The organism is Collinsella sp. AM43-1 (assembly GCF_003467925.1).
Lineage (GTDB): Bacteria > Actinomycetota > Coriobacteriia > Coriobacteriales > Coriobacteriaceae > Collinsella.
Map to the genome: position 1 here is coordinate 63,048 of NZ_QSFR01000009.1, position 20,743 is coordinate 83,790.

Genomic DNA, 20,743 nt, shown 5'->3' on the forward strand with positions numbered 1-20,743 from the left:
GCTGGTGCGCGTACGTGGACGTTGCTGAGGTCGGGCGCACGGACACCACCGTGACCTACCGCGTCACGCACGGCTACGGCACGCGCTACGCCATCGACTGCTACGCAAACGGCAGCTCGTCGGCGGGCGGCTCGTGGAACGGCTCGGTCTACTCGACGAACAACTCCGGCTGGGTGTGGGTGCAGTGCACGTCGCGCGACGTCGAGCTCGCGCGCGGAAACGGCGACGCCTACAACCACACCTTCACGGGCCAGATTAACGTCACGGGCGGCTTCGGCAACGGAACATCTAACGCCTCCAACACCGTCACGGTCCCGTGCCGTGCCTACCACACGCCGCACACGCCGAAGAACATCAGGGCGGAGCGCCTGAGCGACACCAGCGCGAAGGTCAGCTGGGACGTCGACTACACGGGCATGAACGGCGACTTCCCCTGGTCGACCGTGACCGTCGGCGTGGTGAAGAACGGCCCGGGGAAGTTCACCGACGTCGGCACCGTCAGTTGGGACACCACGAGCCACACCTACAACGGCCTCGAGCCGGGCTGCATGTACATCTTCTCAGCCAAGGCGACGGGCCCCGGCGGCACGTCGGACTACGGCGTGAGCGCACCGGCGATCTACACCACGCCGACGGCGCTCGGCATGCTCGAGGCGGTCAAGGCGGAGGCGGCGAAGGTCGTGCTCAAGGAGCACGACGCGCCGGCCTTCGTCGACAGCTGGGAGTTCCAGCTCACGACCGACGGTGGAAAGACGTGGGTCGATGCGGACGTGAACGCCTCTTGGGAGGACGAGGAGGCACCGGCGGGTACGGTGCGCTACCGCGCCCGCGCGGTCAAGAGCGGCCTCAAGGGACCGTGGACCGAGTCAAACGAGGTCACGACCATATGCCCGCCGCTCGCACCGTCCATCAGGGGCGTCAGGGCGGCTTACGCCACGGGTTCGACTGCGACGCTCGAATGGGTGCCCAACCATCCGGACGGCTCGGCGCAGGCCTCGGCTGAGGTGCAGATCACGACGCCGACGGGTCCCACCACCACGACGGTCGATGGCCCGGGCGCGAGCCTGAAGCTGCCGACCGGCACCAAGGGCCCCTATACCGTGCGCGTGCGCACCAAGGGACTCGACGAGGACTGGGGCGCATGGTCGAGCGCGGCGGCCTATACCGTGGCGGACGCGCCTCAGGCATTCTTCACCGACCCGGCTGCGGACGGGGCGACCTTGCGTGCGGTGCCGCATACCTTCACGTGGAAGGTGGCCGACGAGACGGGCGTCAGCCGACAGCACCTGTCTTTGCGCGACATCAGGGGCAACATCCTGTGGAGCGGGATGCTGGACAAGGACGCGCGTTCCTTCCGCCTGGGCTATGCGCAGCACGCCTTCGTCAACCACACGGTCTACAGGGTCGTGCTCACGGTCACAGCCGGCTCGTCGCTGTCGGTCGCCGCCTCGAGAGTTTTCCAGACCGACTGGGCGCCACCGGCCAAGCCGTCGCTCAACGTTTTCGTCGACGAGAGGCTGGGATGCCAGCTGTCGGTATTCCCCGGCAGGGCCGACAGCGATGACACGCCCGAGACGTCCCATTTCACCGTGTCGCGCGTCCTGCCAGACGGCTCGACCCTGCAGCTCGGCTCGCACCTTGCGGCGGGCGAGGGCGCGAGCGATCCGCTGCCGCCGCTCAACAGCGAGTTCGAGTACGTTGCCGTCGCGTACGCGGCGACGGGCGTGAGCGCGGCGACGAGGGTCAAAACGACCGTGGCGAGCCGCGCGGTGGCTCTCAACTGGGGAGCCGGCGCTGAGAGGTCGTGGCTCGGGCGCTATCTCAAGAAGGGCTCGAGCCGTAAGGTGACGCACGGATACAAGATGCTGCACTTCGCCGACGGCGGGGAAGGGCTGCCCGTCTCGTACGGCATCAACGAACGGGACGTCAAGGACAGCATGGACTTCCTGCTGCTCGACGAGAAGGACTACAAGTCATTCCTCGAGGTCATGAACATGGCGGGGCGCTTCTGGGTGCGCGATCTCTACGGCGAGCGGTTCCGCGCCCGCCTCAGCTGTAGCGTGAAGCGTTCCGACGGCGCGTGGGTGGCTTCGTGCGACCCGACGTGGGAGACGTGGGAGGAGCCCGCCAATGGCTGATAGCTGGATAAGGCCGTTCGACGCCTCCTACGACTTCGTGCGCGTATCACGTGAGACGGGGCTCGAGCTCGACTTCGTGCGCGACATCGAGAACGGCGGCTCCATCGAGCGCAATGCGAACACGGCGCTCTATGAGACTGCATCCCTGGACTTCGCCGACAAGTTCGACGTTGGCAACGACTTTCTGCGTGTGTACCTCAACGCCACCTTCACGGACGGCAGTAAGAGGCGCGAGTGCCTCGGAACATTCATGCCGCAGGTGGACTCGGTGGACATCGACGGCGCCTACCGCGAGGGCCAGATCAACGCCTACGGCCTCCTGAAGCGGCTCAAAGACGACGACTTCGACGGGCCGTACGTGATCGTTGCGGGCAGCAATCTGGTTGATGAGGCCGTCAAGATAGCCGAATCGGTCGGCCTCACCGTCTACGCCGACCCCAGCAGCCTCCTTCTGGGCAGCACCTTGGTTTTCGGCGTGGGCAGGGACAACGACGCTAAGAACAAGCTGGACGCGGTGGACCTGCTCCTCAAGGCGGCCAGGTTCCGCTCGCCGGCGACCGACCGGATGGGCAACGTGATCTACAGGCGCTACGTCGAGCCTGCCGACATGCCCATCTCGGCGGAGTTCACCGAGGGCAGGGATGCGCGCTTCATGTCGGACATGACCGAATCGACTAACCGCGCCGAGGTCTGCAACGTCGTGCACGTGGACTTCAGCACGCAGGACGCATCGGTGCGCGGCACGGCGGTGGACGACTCGCCCGATTCAGACCTCTCGACCGTCTCGGTCGGTCGTCGAATCGTCAAGAGCTACAGCTACGACAGCCTGCCGGGCGTGGATACCGAGGACGCCAACCTTGTCGAGGGCGCCGCCAACGCCCTCATCGGCACCGGCAAGAAGTCGGATAAGAGCTTTAGACAGAGCGATTCGCACGGCAGCATCCAGACCGTCTACGTCTCCGACTCGCCGCAGGTGGGAGTGCTTTTCGGCATCAAGGTCGTTTCGAGTGACGGGCGCGTCGGCTTCTGCCAGGACGAGGGGCCGAGCGTCAAGAAGGATACGGACTACACGCAGAGCGTGTGGGTCAAGGGCACCAAGGGCGCGACGGGCATCATACAGTCTTTCTGGGATCAGGAGAGGGCGCTTGGCCCGGCGACCAAGGGGTTCACCATGACTGGTGAGTGGCAGAAGGTCAGCTACACCTACCACGCCACGGAGAACCACAGCAAGGTCAGCTGGGGCTACTGCTACATCGACGGCGGCGAGGCCATCTTCGTCGCCGACAAGGTCGAGGAGGGAGGCAACGCCACGCCTTGGCCCCAGGACGCCATGCAGGCGGCGGCGGACCGCAAGGCGGCTGAGCTGCTCGCCACCGAGCGCGCCGTGACGCGCACGGACGAGTTCAAGAGCGTATACAAGCCCGTCGAGCCGTGCATGGCGGTGGCGATGAACTACAGGACCGGCGGGGTTGTCGGCAAGCTGGCAATCCAGAAGCAGACGCTGACGCTCGACGCCGGCTGCGTCATAAAGCACACGGCGAGGAGGTACGAGCGATGAGCGATTCGACGACCGAGATCAAGGGCGCGGCGGCGCGGCTGGCGGCGGCGATGCCGTCGGGCGGCAAGCGGCTGACGATGGAGTTCGGCACGGTCGTGGGCGTCCACGACACGGCGCTCGACGTGATGCTGCACGGCGCGGTGGTGACGGTCCCGATGGTGCGCTCCTGCACGGGGTGCATCATCACCGACCGCGCCGTGATCCTGTCGCAGGGCCCGCTGGCCGTGTGCGTCGGCACGATGGCAGCGGTGTAGGCCCGCGTTACGGGGGCCCGAACCTGCAGTGTGGCGGGGAATGGGCCCCACCACGCTGCAGAACGGGAAGGAGGTCAGATGGAGGTACTCAAGCTCTTCGCGCCGTACGGGCCGGGGTGGCTCGGCGGCGCGGCGCTTGCGCTCATTGCCTTTTATTTTGGGCGGCAATTTTTGGCCGAGTACAAGGTTCAGAACGAGCGCAAGGCGAACCTCGACCTCAAACGCGAGGAGCGTAAGCAGGCCGAGGTCGACGAGCGGGCGCAGCGCGACCGTGAGCGATCGCAGATGGAGGGCCGCATCGCAGCCCAGATGGAGAGGTCCAACAGCCTCATGGAGGCCATGAAGACGCTGATGGAGTCCGTGGTGGCGTCCAACGAGGTCCTGCACAGCGATCTTACGCACAGTCAGGCGAGAAGCCAAGGAATGGCGGAGAAGGTCGACCACATCTGCGACCGAGTCGACCTGCTCTACGACAAAGAAACAGGTAGATAGGAGGAATCATGACTACCGAAAACATTATCCGCAAGGTGACGAGCCGCAAGTTCTGGCTGTGCACGGCTGCCTTTTTGGGCTCCGTCGCGACCAGCGTGGCCGGCATCGCCACGGACAACCAGACCGTCGCCGCCATCGGCACGGTGTGCGGGGTCGCGAGCGCGGCCATCTACGCCGCGGCCGAACAGGCCGTGGACGCCGCGCGACTCAAGGCGGGAGGCGAGCATGACGGAGACTAACGCCGAGCCCAAGCGCAAGCTGCCGATGCGCAGCGTTTTCGCCATCGTCCTCGCCCTCGTAGCAGCCCTCGCCGCCCCGTGCGGAGCCGAGGCGTACCAGAGTGTCGATAAGTACGTTAGCAACGGCCACGGCTACCTCAATGCGAGCTACCTCGTCATCCACGAGACGGCGAACCCCGGCGCGAGCGCCTACAACCACACTTTGCTGTGGTCGCGCGATGACACTTATGCTGTCCACCACGTGATGGAGCTTGACGGCTCCACCGTGTACAACACCGTGCCGGAGAACCGCCTTTGTTGGCACGTGGGCAACGGCAACTACGCAACCATCGGCATCGAGCTCGCCCACGCCACGAACGCTTCCGACTTCTCCAAGCAGTGGTCCGAGGCCGTGAAGTGGGCGGGCGACGAACTCCGCTCTCGCGGCTGGGATACGTCCCGCCTTTTGAGCCACTACGAAGCGGCTCAGCGCTGGGGCGGGTCCGATCACACCGACCCGAATGGCTATTTCGCCCAGTACGGCAAGTCGTGGTGGGAGTTCTAGCAGGCGGTCGCAGCCTATCTCGGCAGCGGTTATGTCGCTCCCATCGCGCCGACCAACGGCAATGGAGGCACCTATCAGCCCTCTTATTCTGCAACCCGTACCAAGTTCCCGAAGTCCACGGGCAAGAGCGTAAACATCCACTATGCTCTCCATAACCGCTACGGTGCGTGGAATGATGCCGTTACCAATTTCAACGACTCCAACTCCGAGGGCTTCGCTGGTATGCCTTACGGCTCCCACGACATGCTCATCGCATGGGTTGACAGCGGCACGCTTCGCTACCGCGTCCACACCAAGGAGAGCGGTTGGCTCGGCTGGGTACAGTATGCCAACTACAACGACAGCGTGAACGGCATGGCGGGCATCTGGGGCCAGACCATCGACGGCGTTCAGATGTACTACATCACGACCAACGGTGAATACAAGCAGGTCTACTACAGGTCTCAGGACGTCGCACACGCTGGCTACTGGGACGAGGTCTGCGATGACGGCTCCACCTATGGCGGCGATGACTACGCTGGCATCTACGGCTATGCGCTCGACCGCCTGCAGTGCTACGTGTCGGACGGAACGCGCCGATGATCGCGTTGGCATTCGTGCTCGGGTCGCTCTTCGGCGGCACAGTGGCGACAATCGGGCTCTGCATCGTAAGCATCAACCGGCGCTAACGACTGCGGGCGATAACAGCAAAAGGGGCCGTGGCGGTTCGTCGCCACGGCCCCTTTCTCGTATCCCTCGAATATCCCAAGTGGGCGCAAAACCCTAAGTACGGTCAGCGTGTTGCGGTACGTTCAGCGTGTTTTGCCTGTTGGTCAGCATCAATAGCGAGCTGCGGCAAACTGTCTCAGTACTGCCACATGTGATTGACGGGGCCGGAGCCTTTGCCCATGTTCAGGCCGGCGGCCAGAGCGCCGGTTAGGTAGGCCTTGCCGCCGTTGACGGCGTCGGCAAGATCCATGCCCTGGGCCAGCGCGCAGGCGATGGCGGACGAAAGCGTGCAGCCGGTGCCGTGTGTGTTGTCGGTCTCGATGCGCTTGTGGCGGAACCACGTGGTGAGCGGATCGCCCAGATGGTTGCCCTCGTCATCGAGTGGCGCGGGTTCGGCCAATACATCGTTAGCCTCGTTGACAAGATGCCCACCCTTAACGAGGGATGCGCAACCAAAGCGGCGGGTGAGGAGCATGGCAGCATTTTGCTGTGTGCGCTCGGAGTCGACCTCGTAGTCAAGCAGGGCCATGGCCTCGGGAATATTGGGCGTGATGACGGTTGCTAGTGGGAACAGGCGGCGGGTGAGCGCCTCGGCGGCATCTTCGGTAATCAGCCGTGCGCCCGAGGTGGCTACCATGACGGGGTCGACGACCACGTTTGTCGCGTTCCAGGCGCTCAGGCGGTCGGCGATAACCTCGATAATCTCGGCAGAGGAAACCATGCCGATCTTGACGGCGCTGGGGCGGATATCGTCAAATACGGCGTCGATCTGCGCAGCGACGATATCAGGGGAGATATTCTGCACGGCGGTGACACCGAGCGTGTTTTGTGCGGTGATGGCGGTGATGGCCGTCTCGGCATACAGGCGGTGCGCCGTGATGGTCTTGATGTCGGCCTGAATGCCGGCGCCACCGCTGGAATCGGATCCTGCGATGGACAGGACGGCAGGTACCTTACTGCGATCCATGTTTGCTCCCTTGTTCGGTCGGAATCAAATGGGTCTTTAAGCCAGCATTATAAAGATGCCCGGGCCGACTCTATGTCGAACCCGGGCGGGCGATGCAATCTTTACGCAAATGTAAGCAAATGTTCACACGTCAACAATTGACGAACACCATGTTACCGATTGTGGCTCCGGTGACGAGTTAGTCCTCCATGCCGAGGTCGATCGTCGTGCCTTCGAACACCTTGTTAACGGTGCGGACGGCGCACATCTTGCCGCACATGGTGCAGGTGCCCTCGGTGGCGGCGGGGGATTCTTCGTAGCGTTTCTTGCCGGTGACCGGGTCGAGAGCACACTTCCACATGGCATCCCAGTCGAGCTTGCGGCGTGCCTGGCCCATCTTGTCGTCCATGTCGCGGGCGTGCGGTACCTTCTTGGCGATATCGGCGGCGTGCGCGGCAATCTTAGTGGCCATGAGGCCATCGAGCACGTCCTGGGCGTTGGGCAGGCACAGGTGCTCGGCCGGCGTCACGTAGCACAGGAAGTCGGCACCGGAGCTGGCGGAGATGGCACCGCCGATGGCAGCGGTGATGTGGTCGTAACCCACGCCGATATCGGTCACCAGCGGCCCGAGCACATAGAACGGGGCGTTGTGGCACAGGCGCTTCTGCAGTTTCATGTTGGCGGCGATCTCGTCGAGCGCCATGTGACCCGGGCCCTCGACCATGACTTGGACGCCGGCGGCCCAAGCGCGCTTGCACAGCTTGCCCAGCTCGATCATCTCGGCGGTCTCGGTGGCGTCGTTGGAGTCGTAGAGGCAGCCCGGGCGGCAGGAGTCGCCGAGCGAAATCGTCACGTCGTACTCGTGGCAAATCTCGAGCAGCTCGTCAAAGTACTCGTAGAAGGGGTTTTCGTTGCCGGTGACCTCCATCCAGCCAAACAGCAGCGAGCCGCCGCGGCTCACGATGTTCATCAAGCGGCCGGTCTCCTTAAAGGTCTTGGTGACCGACTTGTTGATGCCGCAGTGGATGGTCATAAAGTCCACGCCGTCCTCGGCGTGCGCGCGCACGACCTCGAACAGGTCATCCTTGGTAAGCTTGACCAGCGGCTTTTCCATGTAGCCGATGGCGTCGTACATGGGGACGGTGCCCACCATGAGCGGCGTCTCGTCGATGAGCTGCTGGCGGAACTGGCGCGTCTTGCCCGAGTTGGAAAGGTCCATGATGGCGTCGGCGCCAAAGTCCTCGGCGATCTTGACCTTCTTCCATTCCTCGGCGGCATCGGCTTTATCGCCCGAGATGCCCAGGTTGACGTTGACCTTAGTAGACAGGCCCTCGCCGACACCAAAGGCGCGCATGCCTTTTTTGATGTGCACGATGTTGGCGGGAATGGCGATGCGGCCGTCGGCCACGCGCTCGCGGATGTACTCGGGGTCGCGATGCTCGCGCTCGGCGACTTCCTTCATCTGCGGCGTGATCTGCCCGGCGCGGGCGAAGTCGATTTGCGTGACGAGCTTGGGCTCGGTCTGTGTGCTCATTGGCACGGCTCCCTTCGTTGGCATTACCCATATCAGGTTTGCGGGTCAGGGCGGGCGCGCCCAGTCTCAGCCTGCCGTCTTGTCCTGCAAGCTCCCCGTTTATGTAATGGGCTCAAGTATAGCTCGAATGGGTACGATTGGCCTAACGAGCGTGCCTGTGGGGAGGCGAACATGGAAGACAAGCATCTATATCGAGAGACGCAATGGGATGTATCGGCCGAGGAAAGCCGTGCGCACCATGGCCTTGTCGCGATTGGTTTTGCGGTGCTTGCCGTGCTGGTGATTGCCTTTTGTATCTGGACGTTTGGCGGTCACGGCGGCGCTGCATGGGAGTTCGAGGCTGATGATAGCCTACCGATTATGACGGTGAGGAGTACTGGCGGTAATGCCAATACGCTCGCCGTTCCAGGCGACTATTGGTATCCGCGCGACGAGTTTGTGCAGCTGCAGTTGAGTGGTGGGTCGATTCCTGGTGAAGAAATCGAACGCGTGACTTACGACGTGGCGCTTAAAACGCTGACGGTGCAGCTCAAAGACCGGGGAGACGTCCCCACGACCATGGATATCGCCCTGACGGAATGGCGTCTGGAGCCTCCTGCGGGTGTTACGGTGTCCGAGGTCGAGCACGTAAAGATTACTTATCAAGATGGCTCGACGAGCGAGATTGCAAAGGCCGATGGCTTGGCGGAGTAACGGGGTGTTTGGAAACGGTGGGCCTATTGTGCCCGCGCGTTCATGAAAACCAGGGAGTCTTTGTCTGAAAGCTCGGGGATGTGACGATAGCCGATGTTGAATGCGGTAAGTTCGCTTGTATCCTCGAGCTTGTTTTCTGCCATCCACCGCACCATGGCGCCGCGCGCCTTTTTGCTGGCGGTCGAGCGCTGGATGGGCTTGCCGTTGCGGATGCCTTCGCCAAAGAGGCATGTGACGACCGTGGCGTCGCCCGCGAGGTGGGGCAGAACGGCTTTGGCATACTCTACGCTGGCGAGGTTGACGATCGTGGTGTTTGAGCCTGCCGGGGCGATAGCCCGCGCGAGCTTGTCGCTCCAAAACGCGTAGAGGTTTCGGGCATCGTCGACGGCGAGCTTCGCGCCCATCTCCAGTCGATACGGTTCAACGGCATGAAAGGGGCGTGCGCATCCGTAAAGGCCCGAGAGGATCCACAGATGGTCTTGCAGCCATGCGAGCTGTGCGGCATCCATGACCTCGGGCGCCATGCTCTGGTATTGAATGCCGTGATAGGACATGACGGCAGGGGAGAGGTGACGGGCGAGTGCGGGATTGTCAAGATCGCCGTTATTCAGGATGGGCCGGAACTCACGCAGGGTGTTGAGGCAAGGTCCCAGCAGTTTGTCACTCACGTTCCACAGCGCCTGCAGGCCGCCGCTGCCTTCATTCCGCTCGATATCTAGCAATGCGCGGTGGAGGCGAGCCGTCTCGTGCGCAGAGGGTGGAATGCCCTGGACTTCAAAAGCATCTTGGGCCGCGCGCATTTGCTTGGCGGGCGAAATGATGACCTGCAGCATGGACTCTCCTCTGCCAAGAAGGAAGTTGCGGTGGAATACGGTCTGTCTTGGCCGTTTATGGGCCAGTTTAGTCCGTATTTCACCGCAACTGATGAAGGGTCGGTTAGGCGCGCTCGAGGAAGGCCTTGTAGCCGCGATAGGCCTCGTAGATATCGGCCTTGTTAGCGACCTCCCACAGGGCGTGCATGGACAGGACGGCAACGCCGGAGTCGATGACGTTCATGCCGTACTCGGCCATGATGTAGGCGATGGTGCCGCCGCCGCCCGCGTTGACGCGGCCGAGCTCGCAGGTCTGGAAGTCAACGCCCGCCTCGTCCATGATGTCGCGGATGAGGGCCACGTACTCGGCGTCGGCGTCGTTGGAGCCGCCCTTGCCGCGGCTGCCCGTGTATTTGTTAAAGCACAGGCCGCGACCCATAAAGGCTGCGTTCTTGGTCTCGAACTTGCCGGCGTAGCCCGGGTCAAAGCCGGCGGACACGTCAGAGGAGAGCATGCGGCTGCGGGCGAGTGCGCGGCGCAGGGCCAGCGGGCTGCTCTCGCCGGCGAGCGTCATGATTTCGGCGACGGTGTTCTCGAAGAAACGGCTCGTCATGCCGGTGGCACCCACGGAGCCGATCTCCTCCTTGTCGACGATGAGCGTGATGCTCGTGCGCTCGACGTCTGCCACGTTGATCTGAGCGAGCATGGAGGGGTAGGCGCAGACGCGGTCGTCGTGGCCATAGCCCAAGATCATGGAGCGGTCGAGACCCATGTCGCGGGCGGGGCCGGCGGGCACGACCTCGATCTCGGCAGAGAGGAAGTCCTCCTCCTCGACGTCGTACTGTTCCTTGAGGATGTCCAGGAACATCTGTTTGACGGGCTCCTTGGGGGCGTCCTTGTCGTCCTCGTCAAACTTGACGGGGCGGCCGCCCACGATCACGTCGAGGATCTCGGCGTCGACGGCGTCCTTGGCGGGCTTGGCCATCTGCTCGCTCGAGAGGTGGATCAGCAGGTCGGAGATGGTAAAGACCGGATCGTCGGCCTTGTCGCCGATGTTGATGTCGACGGTGGTGCCGTCCTTTTTGCAGATGACGCCTACGAGCGCGAGCGGGGAAGCGACCCAGTGGTAGCTCTTGACGCCGCCATAGTAGTGCGTGTCGAGATAAGCCATGTCGCCGGCCTCGAAGGCGGGGTTCTGCTTAAGGTCCAGGCGCGGCGAGTCAACGTGGGCGCCCAGGATGTTAAAGCCCTGCTCGAGCGGGGCGGTGCCCAGGTTGACGAGCATGAGGTCCTTGCCGTGATTGGCGGCGTACACCTTGTCGCCGGCCTTGAGCGCGCGTCCCTCGGCGATCACAGTCTCCAGGTCGACGTATCCCGCCTCCTCGGCCATCTTGATACCGGTCTTGACGCACAGGCGCTCGGTCTTGTTCTCGCTCAAAAACTGCTTATAGCCGCGGCAAAGCTCCTCGAGCTCCTCGACTTGCTGTGGCGTGTACTTTTTCCATGCGCAGGGACGCTCCATGACGCAGGCTCCTTTCGGATCGATCGTGCTGGTTGATGTACCGTGAGCCATCGTATCACGCGCGGGCTCACGGTGGCGGGGGAGCTTGATGTGCGGTGGCCGCGGGGCGGGGAGCGTGTAAACTGGAGTGAGCAAACCGTGCCCAGTCCAAAGCGAGGTATTTAATATGTCTGACAAGCGCCGCACTTTTGCCGTTATCGACGGCAACTCGCTCATGCACCGCGCCTTCCACGCCGTGCCGCCCACCATGAACGCGCCGGACGGTCGCCCCACCAACGCGATCTTTGGCTTTCTGAACATGTTTCTTAAGATGATCGATGCCTTTAACCCCGACGGTGTGGTCGTGGCGTTTGACAAGGGCAAACCGCGCGTGCGCATGGAGATGCTGCCGCAGTATAAGGCGCAACGCCCGCCCATGGACCCCGATCTGCATGCGCAGTTTCCGATGATCAAGGAGCTGCTCGGTGCGCTCAATGTGCCGATTCTGCAGTCCGAGGGCTGGGAAGGCGATGACATCCTGGGCACTATGGCGCGCCTGGGCGAGCAGGCCGGCTGTGACATGCTGCTGGTGACCGGCGACCGTGACATGTATCAGCTTGTGACCGAGCACGTTAACGTGGTCTCGACTCGCAAGGGCCTGTCCGACGTGGCGATCATGACGCCCGAGAGCGTAGACGACCTGTATCACGGCATTACGCCGGCGCTCGTGCCCGATTTTTACGGTCTGAAGGGCGATACGTCGGACAACATTCCCGGCGTACCGGGCATCGGCCCCAAAAAGGCGAGTGCGCTCATTGCACAGTACGGCAGCCTGGACGAGGTCATTGCGCACGCTGACGAGGTCAAGGGCAAGATGGGCGAGAACCTGCGTGCACACATCGACGACGCGCTGCTGAGCCGTAAGGTGGCGACCATCCGCACCGATGCGCCCGTCGAGCTCGACTTTGACGCAACGTCCTTCCCGGCGTTTTCTGCCGACGAGGTGTCCGCGGCGCTGGGCACGCTCGGCATCACGGCCATGCAGAACCGTTTCCTCTCGCTGATTGGCGGCGAGGGTGGGGCTGCGGCCGCTGGCAGCGCGTTTGAGATGCCTGCCGTTTCGCGTGCCGCCGCCGGCGATGCCGACGCGCTTGGCGCCGTTGCGGCTGAGGTCTCCCGCGCGATTGATGCCGGCGAGTGGGTCGCCGCCGTGGTGGACGACGACAAGGAAGAGGGCGCGCTCTTTGGACTGACGCGCACGCTGTGGCTGGCGACGTCCAAGGGCCTGTTCGCGCTCGAGGAGGGCGACAGCGGTGCGGCGGCTGAGGTTGAGGGCTTCAACTTCGTCCGCGGCGTGATCGCTGGCGTGCTCGCGCGCCTGTTTATGGAGGGCCGTGTGGCGAGCCCGGATATGAAGGCGCTGCTGCATGAGCTTTCGCCCATTGATTCTTCTGAGCCCGAGCTTATGGATCCGCTGGCCGTCGATTCCACGCGCATCTTCGATACCGTGGTCGCCGCCTACCTGCTGGATTCCGACCGCTCCGAGTTTGATGAGGCGTATCTGGCTGATACCTATCTGCAGATGGCGCTGCCTGCGGCGCGCGGCGCGGAGGGTGCCGGCGAGCACGCTCCTGTTCCCGCTGCCCGCACTGCGGCCCTGACGCTGACGCTCGTGGCGCCGCTGCGCGACCGCATGGCCCGTGAGAACGCTGCCAACGTGTTCGATGGCATCGAGATGCCGCTCGTGCCGGTGCTTGCCAAGATGGAGCGCGCGGGCATGCTCGTGGATCCCGACCGCCTGCGTAATCTGTCCGAGGGCCTGGCGACCCAGATCACCGAGGTCGAGCGCAGCATTCGCGACCTAGCGGGTGATGAGACCTTTAATATTGGCAGTCCCATGCAGCTGTCGCATGTGCTCTTTGATGTGATGGGGCTTCCGACCAAGGGCCTCAAGAAGACTAAGCGCGGCTACTATTCGACCAACGCCAAGGTGCTGAGCGACCTTGCGCGTGACCACGAAATCGTGCGTCTGATCTTGGACTGGCGTGAGAAGTCTAAGATCAAATCCACCTATCTGGACACCCTGGGCCCGCTGCGCCGTGGTGACGGCCGTGTGCACACCACGTACAACCAGACCATCACGGCGACGGGGCGTCTGTCTTCGAGCGACCCCAATCTGCAAAATATTCCGACTCGCTCGGAGCTGGGGCGTACTGTCAAGACGGCGTTTTCGGCAGGCGAGGGAAGCGTCTTTTTGGCGGTGGACTACTCGCAGATCGAGCTGCGTCTGCTGGCACATCTTTCGGGTGACGAGCACTTGGTGCGCGCCTTTAACGAGGGCGAGGACTTCCATGCCGAGACGGCCGCGCGCGTGTTTGGCGTGCCGGTGTCCGAGGTGACGCCCGACTTGCGCAGCCGCGCCAAGGCCGTGAACTTTGGCATCGTGTATGGTCAGCAGGCCTACGGCCTGTCGCAGTCGCTGCATATCTCGATGGCCGAGGCACGCGACATGATCGACCGTTACTACGAGGCCTACCCGGGCGTGCGCACGTTCCTCGACAATGTGGTGGCACGTGCCAAGCAGACGGGCTACGCCGAGACCATGTACGGCCGCCGTCGCCATATTCCTGAGCTCAAGGCCAAAAACCCGCAGCTCCGCGGCTTTGGTGAGCGCACGGCCATGAACCACCCCATGCAGGGTACCGCCGCCGACATCATCAAGATTGCGATGGCCCGCGTGAGCCGCCGTCTGGAAGAAGAAGGCTTTGCCGCTCACATGATCCTGCAGGTACACGACGAACTGGACTTTGAGTGCCCCGTCGACGAAGTCGAGCGCCTAACCACCATGGTCCGCGACGTCATGGAACACGTCGTAGACCTCCGCGTACCGTTGATCGCCGAAGCCAGCACCGGCATAACCTGGGCCGACGCGAAATAGGGAAGCACTCCGTAAGGCAAGCTCGCCCAAGACGCAAGCCCCCACATACTTAAGATTTGGGACAAACGCTACTGATTAATTTGTCCCACAGTAACCAAAACAGAGGGGAGCCCCTCCCAACAAGGAGCTCCCCTCTGCTCAAATCATTTCAGCTAAGTATCTAGACACTCAAGACGCCATCTTGGCGCCCGGCTGGGTCCGACGAGCCCCGTTAACGAGCCGCCAAGATGGCGTCGATGAGCGTCAGTACGCCCCCGTCGTTGTTGCTCGGAATGCGCCATTTGGCATGCGCGTTCATGTGCTCCTCGGCATTGTCCACGATAAAGCTATGCCCGACGCGCTCCAGCATGGGGATGTCGTTGTACGTATCGCCCACGGCAGCGGCGTCGGCGATATCGATGCCCAGGCGCTCGCAGAGATGTGCTACGCCCGACCCCTTGTCGACGCCCAGGTTCATAAAGTCGATCCACTCGCGGCCAGCATTGGTGACATAGAGTCGGTCCGAGAATGCCGGGCTGTAGTCCTCGCGAAACGCTGGCTCGGCATCGTAGGCGGGGAAGAAGATCGAAATCTTGTTAGACTCGATGTCAATGCCCTCAAAGCTATCGACGTAGTTGATCGTGTTGTAGTAGACGCTGATCTCGTCGTGGTATTGATGATCGCGGGCAAGTACATAGAACTCGTCGAAGCAGCACAGGACGGGGACAGCGCGCGAATCCTCCGAGGCGCGGCTCAAGACCTGCTGATACAGCGCCACGTCGATAGTGCTCTTATAGATATAGTTGCCGCGGTAGATAACGCACGCGCCGTTATCGGGGCAAAAAGCGATGCGGCTCTTGATGTCCTCAAACATCTCCTCGAGTTTGGGGGCGGGGCGTCCGCTGGCGGGGCAGAACACGATGCCAGCCTCGGCGAGCTTGTCCAGGCGCTCGTCGAGGCCCTGAGGCAGCACGCGCTCGTCGGTCAGTAACGTCTTGTCCATATCGACAGCGAGAATCTTAATGTTGCCGATGTTGGCGTCTGATTCGTAAGTCTGCATAAAACGCGCCTTTCGGTTTCCAGAATGTTTCGGGTGATTGACCCTCTACTTGATAGTCGGGCGTATTTTCGCAGGATTGGCGCATATTTGCATCATCATTCACAAAGTAATGAAAAAACTTTTCAGAAATTTGAATTTGTCGCTTGTACAGCAGGCACTTTAGCGTAATATAGCGACCATCGAAAACGGAGACGGAAAAACAACCGCTTACCGAGGAAAAGGTACCGTTTACGATATTAGAATTGCGCCCGGCGATAGGTGAAAGGAGAGGCAGATGCAGTTCGTAAAGATTATCACTACTGCAGACAATGCCATCCGACGCCAGCGCGCAATTTCCCGACGACGATAACAATCGTCTCTGTCCGCATGGGGCTAAATGCCCCAACAGAGTCATTTTGAGGTCGTTGGGTTTTAGCACGACATTGCTGCATGTTTCTAGGGCATGCTGTGCCGCTTTTTGCTATTTAACCTGATATTGCACGGTTTTTTGACCTCGAAATGACTTGCAACTGACCGATGTTCTAACTAGCTACCAAGGGCGAAAGGAAACAGCCATGAGCAAGGAAAAAGTCGTTCTCGCATATTCCGGTGGTCTTGATACATCCGTATGTGTCAAGTGGCTCCAGGACGAGAAGAATCTCGATGTCGTTTGCGTCTGCGGCAACGTGGGCCAGGAGGAGACCGGCTTGGATGCCAAGAAGCAGAAGGCGCTTGACCTGGGCGTTCTCGATTGCCAGGTGCTCGACCTGCGCGACGAGTTCTCCGATGAGTTCCTGACTAAGGCCATCGCCGCAAACTCCATGTACGAGAACAAGTACCCGCTGCTCTCCGCGCTGTCTCGCCCGCTGCTCGCCAAGAAGCTTGTCGAGGTCGCTCACGAGTTTGGCGCGACCTACGTCGCCCACGGCTGCACCGGCAAGGGTAACGACCAGGTTCGTTTTGAGGCTGCCGTCAAGGCCCTCGACCCCGAGCTTAAGGTTATCGCCCCGGTTCGCGAGTGGGATCTGAAGTGCCGTCCCGATGAGGTTGCCTATGCTCACGCCCACAACGTGCCGGTTCCCGAGGGCGCCAACGACAACCCCTACTCCATCGACGACAACCTGTGGGGTCGCGCCATTGAGTGCGGTCACCTGGAGGATCCCTGGAACGAGCCGCTCGATGACGCCTGGGTTATGACCAAGAACCCCGAGGACGCGCCCGACACCCCGACGTATACCGAGATTGAGTTTGAGGCCGGCAAGCCCGTCGCCGTCGACGGCAAGAAGATGAAGCTCTCCGAGATCGTCATCGCCCTCAACAAGATCTCTGGTGACAACGGCTTTGGCCGTCTCGACCTGGTCGAGGATCGTCTGGTGGGCCTCAAGAGCCGTGAGTGCTATGAGGTTCCCGGCGCCCTGACGCTCATCACCGCCCACAAGGCACTTGAGGACATTTGCGTCGAGGGCGACCTGCTCAAGACCAAGATCAAGCTCGAGCAGGATTGGGCCACCGCCGTGTACAACGGCCAGTGGTACAGCCCGCTCAAGAACGCGCTCGATGCCTTTATGGCCGATACCCAGAAGTTCGTGACCGGTACCGTCCGTCTGAAGTTCTTTAAGGGCAACTGCCATGTCGTCGGTCGCAAGAGCCCGTTTAGCCTGTATGACTACGGTCTGGCTACCTACGACCGCGACACCACGTTTGACGAGAAGGCCAGCGCCGGCTTTATCGAGATCGATACGCTGTCGCTCAAGACGTGGGCAAAGGTCCAGGGTCCCAGCTCCGCTGCCGCCCAGGCCTAGCGCCTCCTTCCCTTGGTATCCGCGCGGCCCATCCGCGTGATACATAACGGGCGCACGGGGTCCCTACCTTTCGTTATGCTTGCTGACACTTCTTAACATCGGTGGCCCCTACGTTCCGCCCGCATAAATGATGCCGCGTCTACGGCTGAGTCCGAGCCCCGCCGGGGTTGTCCAGCGGGGCTCCTTCTATCAATTTGGCGGCTCTGTGCCTATATATATGAGGAGTATCCATTATGTTCAACGCTATCGCGCATGCCTTGCTTGCCCTCGCGCCCGAGTTCGATGCTGCAAAGGTCGAGGATGTTCCTATGAGCCTGAAGGCCTGGATCGATGGTTCGCAAGGCAACATCCGGAGGGAGACGTTGGGCACCAAGTGCCTCGTGCGTCACTTCTTTGCATATTAGCTACATGGCCCCGTGCACGGTGGGGAATGTGTAAAACTTGCGGTTGAAAAATCGCTTTAGCGACATGGCCCATTGCTTTGGGCGCTTGTTTTGGTATTTGGAGAAAGGGGACGGTTCCATGGCTCTTTGGGGCGGTCGTTTTGAGGCGGGAGTGGCCGAGGTCACGCAGGAGTTTGGCGCGTCGCTGCCGGTTGACAAACATCTCTATAAGCAGGATATCGCCGGTTCTAAGGCGCATGCCAAGATGCTGGCGGCCCAGGGCATCATCAGTGCCGAGGACGAGCAGGCGATTGCCGAGGGCCTGACCGGAATCGAACAGGATATCGATGCCGGCAACTTCACCTTCGATATCAACGATGAGGACATTCATATGTCCATCGAGAGCGAGCTGACGCGCCGCATCGGCGAGGCCGGTAAGCGCTTGCATACCGGGCGTTCGCGCAACGACCAGGTGGCGACCGATACGCGTCTGGGCGTCAAGGCGCTGGCCAAGGAACTCATGGAGGCCAATCTTGAGCTGCGCCATGTGCTGGTGGATGCGGCCAAGAAGTACGACAAGGTGATTCTGCCGGGCTACACGCACATGCAGCATGCTCAGCCCGTGCTGCTGTCGCATCATCTGCTGGCGTATTCCTGGATGTTCGCGCGCGACTTTACACGCCTGAAGGCTGCCTTTGATGCCGCTGACAACTGCCCGCTGGGTGCTGCCGCTCTTGCCGGTACGAGCTATCCGCTCGATCGCCAGATGACAGCTGCCGAGCTTGGCTTTGCGGGTGTGATTCCCAACTCGCTCGATGCGGTTTCCGACCGTGATTTCCTGCTCGATTTGCATTACGCCGGCTCCGTCATGGCCATGCACCTGTCGCGTCTTTCCGAGGAGATCGTGGTGTGGTCGAGCTCCGAATTCGGCTTTATCACGCTTTCCGACTCGTATTCCACCGGCTCGTCCATCATGCCGCAGAAGAAGAACCCCGACTTTGCCGAGCTTATCCGCGGCAAGAGTGGCCGAGTCTATGGCAACCTGGTGCAGCTGCTTGTGACCATGAAGGGCCTGCCGCTCGCTTATAACAAGGACTTGCAGGAGGACAAGGAGGGCGCGCTCGATACCGCTCACACGCTCATGCAGTGCCTGTCGGTTATGGCCGGCATGATCTCGACCTGGACTGTCAACGAGGACGCCATGGCGCGCGAGTGTGGTGTGGGCCACTTGGCAGCCACTGATGTTGCCGATTACCTGGCAAAGCGCGGCCTGCCGTTCCGCGAGGCACATGCCGTGGTGGGTCATCTTGTCCTGATGTGTGAGAAGCGCGGCTGCAATCTTGAGGACCTGCCGTTTGAGGTGTTTCAGGAGGCAAGTCCGCTCTTTGAGCGCGACATTACCGAGGCACTCGACATCCCGTCGATTGTCGCCGCGCGCACGACCGAGGGTGGTACCGCCCCTGCTGCCGTTGCCGTGCAGTTGGGAAGCGCCGAGGCGCAGCTCGCGGCCGATGAGGGTGTGTTTGGCTCGTTATCCAAGGTCGTCGAGATGGGCCACGGGGCAAAGTAGAGGTTTGGCTGAAGACGTATTGTTCATTTATTGATAAATCGTTTTAGCTTTACGGGCGTCTGCTGATGCGGGCGCCCCTATTTTGCTGCTATGGGGGAGGGGCTTGTCGAGAACTTCTGTAGGACCTTTGGGCAGGTTGTGAAGGGGGTACGTTCGCGGGTGGCAACCGACCGCCCGCTCTGTTCCATGTGGTTGATGAGCGGTCGGATGGTACTCTAATCGGGCTTCGAAACAGAAGTGACATATATGGAGCGCTTTAATAAATTGCAGCGTTTCAATAAACAGCTTTTTGTTTAACTGCAGCTAAAACTCTGTTACGATGCAGTCCAGGCGGGTGCCGGAATGGGACTTGGGCACGCGCGAACCTACTTGAAAGGCTACCTTATGGCTATCGAGAAGACCTTCATCATGATTAAGCCCGACGCGGTGCGCGATCGCAAGATCGGCGAGATCGTTGCTCGTATTGAGCGTAGCGGCCTTGTCATCGAGCGCATGGAGATGACCACGCTCGAGCGCGCTACCGTCGAGGAGCACTACGCCCATCTGGCCGACAAGCCCTTCTTTGGCGGTCTCTGCGACTTTATGACGAGCGGTCCGGTCGTCAAGATGGTCGTTTCCGGTCTCTCCGCTGTTTCCAAGATGCGCACCCTTATGGGCGCTACCAACCCGCTTGATGCTGCGCCCGGCACCATTCGCGGCGACTTCGCTGTCGATGTCAACGCCAACGTGATCCACGGCTCCGACTGCCTGGAGAACGCCGAGATCGAGATCAAGCGCTTCTTTGGCTAAACCAGCTTTGACTCCTTAAAGCTGTTAGCGTGTGGCTTGGGCGCCGCGGAATTCCAACCGCGGCGCCCTTTTATTCCGGTAGATTTTTGGTAAACGCATAGAAAACTACTAAAGAGCCCCGTCCGGATGTTTCTTCCGGGCGGGGGCTGGCGCTAGCGTATGGCTTTGTAAGTCTTTAGGCCTCGTCGACAATCTTTAGTCCGCGGGTCTGGTCGATCTCGTTGAGGAGATTGACGCGACGCTCGTGGCGGCCGCCCTCAAACTCGGCGTCGAGCCATTCGTCGACAATCATCTTGGCGAGCTCGGAGCCCACGACGCGGGCGCCAAAGGCCAGCACGTTGGTGTTGTTGTGCATACGGGAGAGCTTGGCGCTGAAGGGCTCGGAGCACACGACGGCGCGTACGCCCTCGACCTTGTTGGCAGCCAGGCTAATCCCGACGCCGGTACCGCAGATCAAGATACCCAGGTCGACGTCACCGTTGGCCACGGCCTTGCCCACCTTGTAACCGGCGATGGGGTAGTCGAAGCTCTCGGAGGTGTCGGTGCCATAGTTCACGACCTCGCAGCCGCGCTCCTTCAGGTGCTCGGAAATGATGTTCTTGAGCTCGACGGCGGCGTGGTCGTTACCGATACCGATCTTCATGAGTGGTTCCTCTCTGGTCCGTGCGGCGGAATTGCTAAAGGTTTTACCGCGTTCGACTGCATGATAGCGCGACTTTTGTGTAAACGCTCGGGCGTTTTTTGGTCAAACGCTTTAGCATGCAACAAGACCTGCTTTTCATGAATGAATGCCGCCAGTTTGTGCTTGAGCGCCGTCCGCCGGA

Annotated in this window: 19 protein-coding genes and 1 riboswitch; of the genes, 13 read left to right on the top strand and 6 right to left on the bottom strand. The window is 61.5% G+C overall.

Annotation, left to right across the window (positions count from 1 at the left end):
* The first annotated feature begins 14 nt into the window (after nt 1–14).
* The 7 genes from DW925_RS05870 (at nt 15) to DW925_RS05900 (ending at nt 5,807) form a co-directional block, all read left to right on the top strand.
* The gene (locus DW925_RS05870) at nt 15–2,138 is read left to right on the top strand and encodes a fibronectin type III domain-containing protein (RefSeq protein WP_147349522.1); all 2,124 of its coding nucleotides are present in this window, start codon (nt 15–17) and stop codon (nt 2,136–2,138) included.
* Nucleotides 2,131–3,696, top strand: a complete 1,566-nt coding sequence (locus DW925_RS05875) for a hypothetical protein (protein WP_117790612.1) — start codon at nt 2,131–2,133, stop codon at nt 3,694–3,696. The genes DW925_RS05870 and DW925_RS05875 overlap by 8 nt, the downstream gene beginning before the upstream one ends.
* Nucleotides 3,693–3,950: a hypothetical protein gene (locus DW925_RS05880; RefSeq protein WP_117790613.1), complete on the top strand. Its 258-nt coding sequence runs from the start codon at nt 3,693–3,695 to the stop codon at nt 3,948–3,950. Before DW925_RS05875 ends, DW925_RS05880 begins: the two co-directional genes overlap by 4 nt.
* Nucleotides 3,951–4,028: 78 nt before the next feature.
* Nucleotides 4,029–4,442, top strand: coding sequence for a hypothetical protein (locus DW925_RS05885; protein WP_117790614.1), 414 nt, complete (start codon nt 4,029–4,031; stop codon nt 4,440–4,442).
* An 8-nt stretch (nt 4,443–4,450) separates the two neighbouring features.
* Nucleotides 4,451–4,681, top strand: a complete 231-nt coding sequence (locus DW925_RS05890; RefSeq protein ID WP_117790615.1) for a hypothetical protein — start codon at nt 4,451–4,453, stop codon at nt 4,679–4,681.
* Complete coding sequence (locus DW925_RS05895; RefSeq protein WP_117790616.1) at nt 4,668–5,225, top strand: N-acetylmuramoyl-L-alanine amidase family protein; 558 nt, start codon at nt 4,668–4,670, stop codon at nt 5,223–5,225. The genes DW925_RS05890 and DW925_RS05895 overlap by 14 nt, the downstream gene beginning before the upstream one ends.
* A 222-nt stretch (nt 5,226–5,447) precedes the next feature.
* Nucleotides 5,448–5,807, top strand: a complete 360-nt coding sequence (locus tag DW925_RS05900; protein WP_117790617.1) for a hypothetical protein — start codon at nt 5,448–5,450, stop codon at nt 5,805–5,807.
* 262 nt (nt 5,808–6,069) lie between these two features.
* Here DW925_RS05900 and thiD read toward each other — a convergent pair whose 3' ends face one another.
* A complete protein-coding gene (thiD, locus tag DW925_RS05905) occupies nt 6,070–6,900 on the bottom strand; it encodes a bifunctional hydroxymethylpyrimidine kinase/phosphomethylpyrimidine kinase (RefSeq protein ID WP_117584213.1) in 831 nt (276 codons plus the stop codon).
* A gap of 178 nt (nt 6,901–7,078) precedes the next feature.
* Complete coding sequence (thiC, locus tag DW925_RS05910; RefSeq protein WP_099431544.1) at nt 7,079–8,413, bottom strand: phosphomethylpyrimidine synthase ThiC; 1,335 nt, start codon at nt 8,411–8,413, stop codon at nt 7,079–7,081.
* Nucleotides 8,406–8,521: riboswitch (TPP riboswitch) on the bottom strand. Its footprint overlaps the gene before it by 8 nt.
* A 63-nt stretch (nt 8,522–8,584) precedes the next feature.
* On the opposite strand from thiC, the gene DW925_RS05915 reads away from it, so the two are divergent.
* The gene (locus tag DW925_RS05915) at nt 8,585–9,106 is read left to right on the top strand and encodes a hypothetical protein (protein WP_117584211.1); all 522 of its coding nucleotides are present in this window, start codon (nt 8,585–8,587) and stop codon (nt 9,104–9,106) included.
* 23 nt (nt 9,107–9,129) lie between these two features.
* On the opposite strand, the gene DW925_RS05920 is transcribed toward DW925_RS05915, so the two are convergent.
* The gene (locus DW925_RS05920) at nt 9,130–9,939 is read right to left on the bottom strand and encodes a YaaA family protein (protein ID WP_117584210.1); all 810 of its coding nucleotides are present in this window, start codon (nt 9,937–9,939) and stop codon (nt 9,130–9,132) included.
* Between the two features lie 103 nt (nt 9,940–10,042).
* Nucleotides 10,043–11,440: an aminopeptidase gene (locus tag DW925_RS05925; protein WP_117584209.1), complete on the bottom strand. Its 1,398-nt coding sequence runs from the start codon at nt 11,438–11,440 to the stop codon at nt 10,043–10,045.
* 166 nt (nt 11,441–11,606) lie between these two features.
* On the opposite strand from DW925_RS05925, the gene polA reads away from it, so the two are divergent.
* Entirely contained in the window at nt 11,607–14,357 is a 2,751-nt protein-coding gene (gene polA, locus DW925_RS05930) for a DNA polymerase I (RefSeq protein WP_117584208.1), read from the top strand.
* Nucleotides 14,358–14,568: 211 nt separating this feature from the next.
* Here polA and DW925_RS05935 read toward each other — a convergent pair whose 3' ends face one another.
* Nucleotides 14,569–15,396, bottom strand: coding sequence for a Cof-type HAD-IIB family hydrolase (locus DW925_RS05935; RefSeq protein ID WP_117629407.1), 828 nt, complete (start codon nt 15,394–15,396; stop codon nt 14,569–14,571).
* A gap of 554 nt (nt 15,397–15,950) precedes the next feature.
* On the opposite strand from DW925_RS05935, the gene DW925_RS05940 reads away from it, so the two are divergent.
* The 4 genes from DW925_RS05940 to ndk all read left to right on the top strand — a co-directional run bounded on the left by DW925_RS05940 (nt 15,951) and on the right by ndk (nt 19,919).
* Nucleotides 15,951–17,177, top strand: coding sequence for an argininosuccinate synthase (locus DW925_RS05940; RefSeq protein WP_055251721.1), 1,227 nt, complete (start codon nt 15,951–15,953; stop codon nt 17,175–17,177).
* A 233-nt stretch (nt 17,178–17,410) separates the two neighbouring features.
* Nucleotides 17,411–17,581: a hypothetical protein gene (locus tag DW925_RS10125; protein ID WP_158551645.1), complete on the top strand. Its 171-nt coding sequence runs from the start codon at nt 17,411–17,413 to the stop codon at nt 17,579–17,581.
* Between the two features lie 118 nt (nt 17,582–17,699).
* On the top strand, nt 17,700–19,130 hold the full coding sequence (argH, locus tag DW925_RS05945; protein WP_117629408.1) for an argininosuccinate lyase: 1,431 nt from the start codon (nt 17,700–17,702) through the stop codon (nt 19,128–19,130).
* Nucleotides 19,131–19,514: 384 nt separating this feature from the next.
* Nucleotides 19,515–19,919, top strand: a complete 405-nt coding sequence (ndk, locus tag DW925_RS05950) for a nucleoside-diphosphate kinase (RefSeq protein WP_055251725.1) — start codon at nt 19,515–19,517, stop codon at nt 19,917–19,919.
* Nucleotides 19,920–20,094: 175 nt separating this feature from the next.
* Here ndk and rpiB read toward each other — a convergent pair whose 3' ends face one another.
* Complete coding sequence (gene rpiB / locus DW925_RS05955) at nt 20,095–20,562, bottom strand: ribose 5-phosphate isomerase B (protein ID WP_117629409.1); 468 nt, start codon at nt 20,560–20,562, stop codon at nt 20,095–20,097.
* Nucleotides 20,563–20,743: the final 181 nt, after the last annotated feature.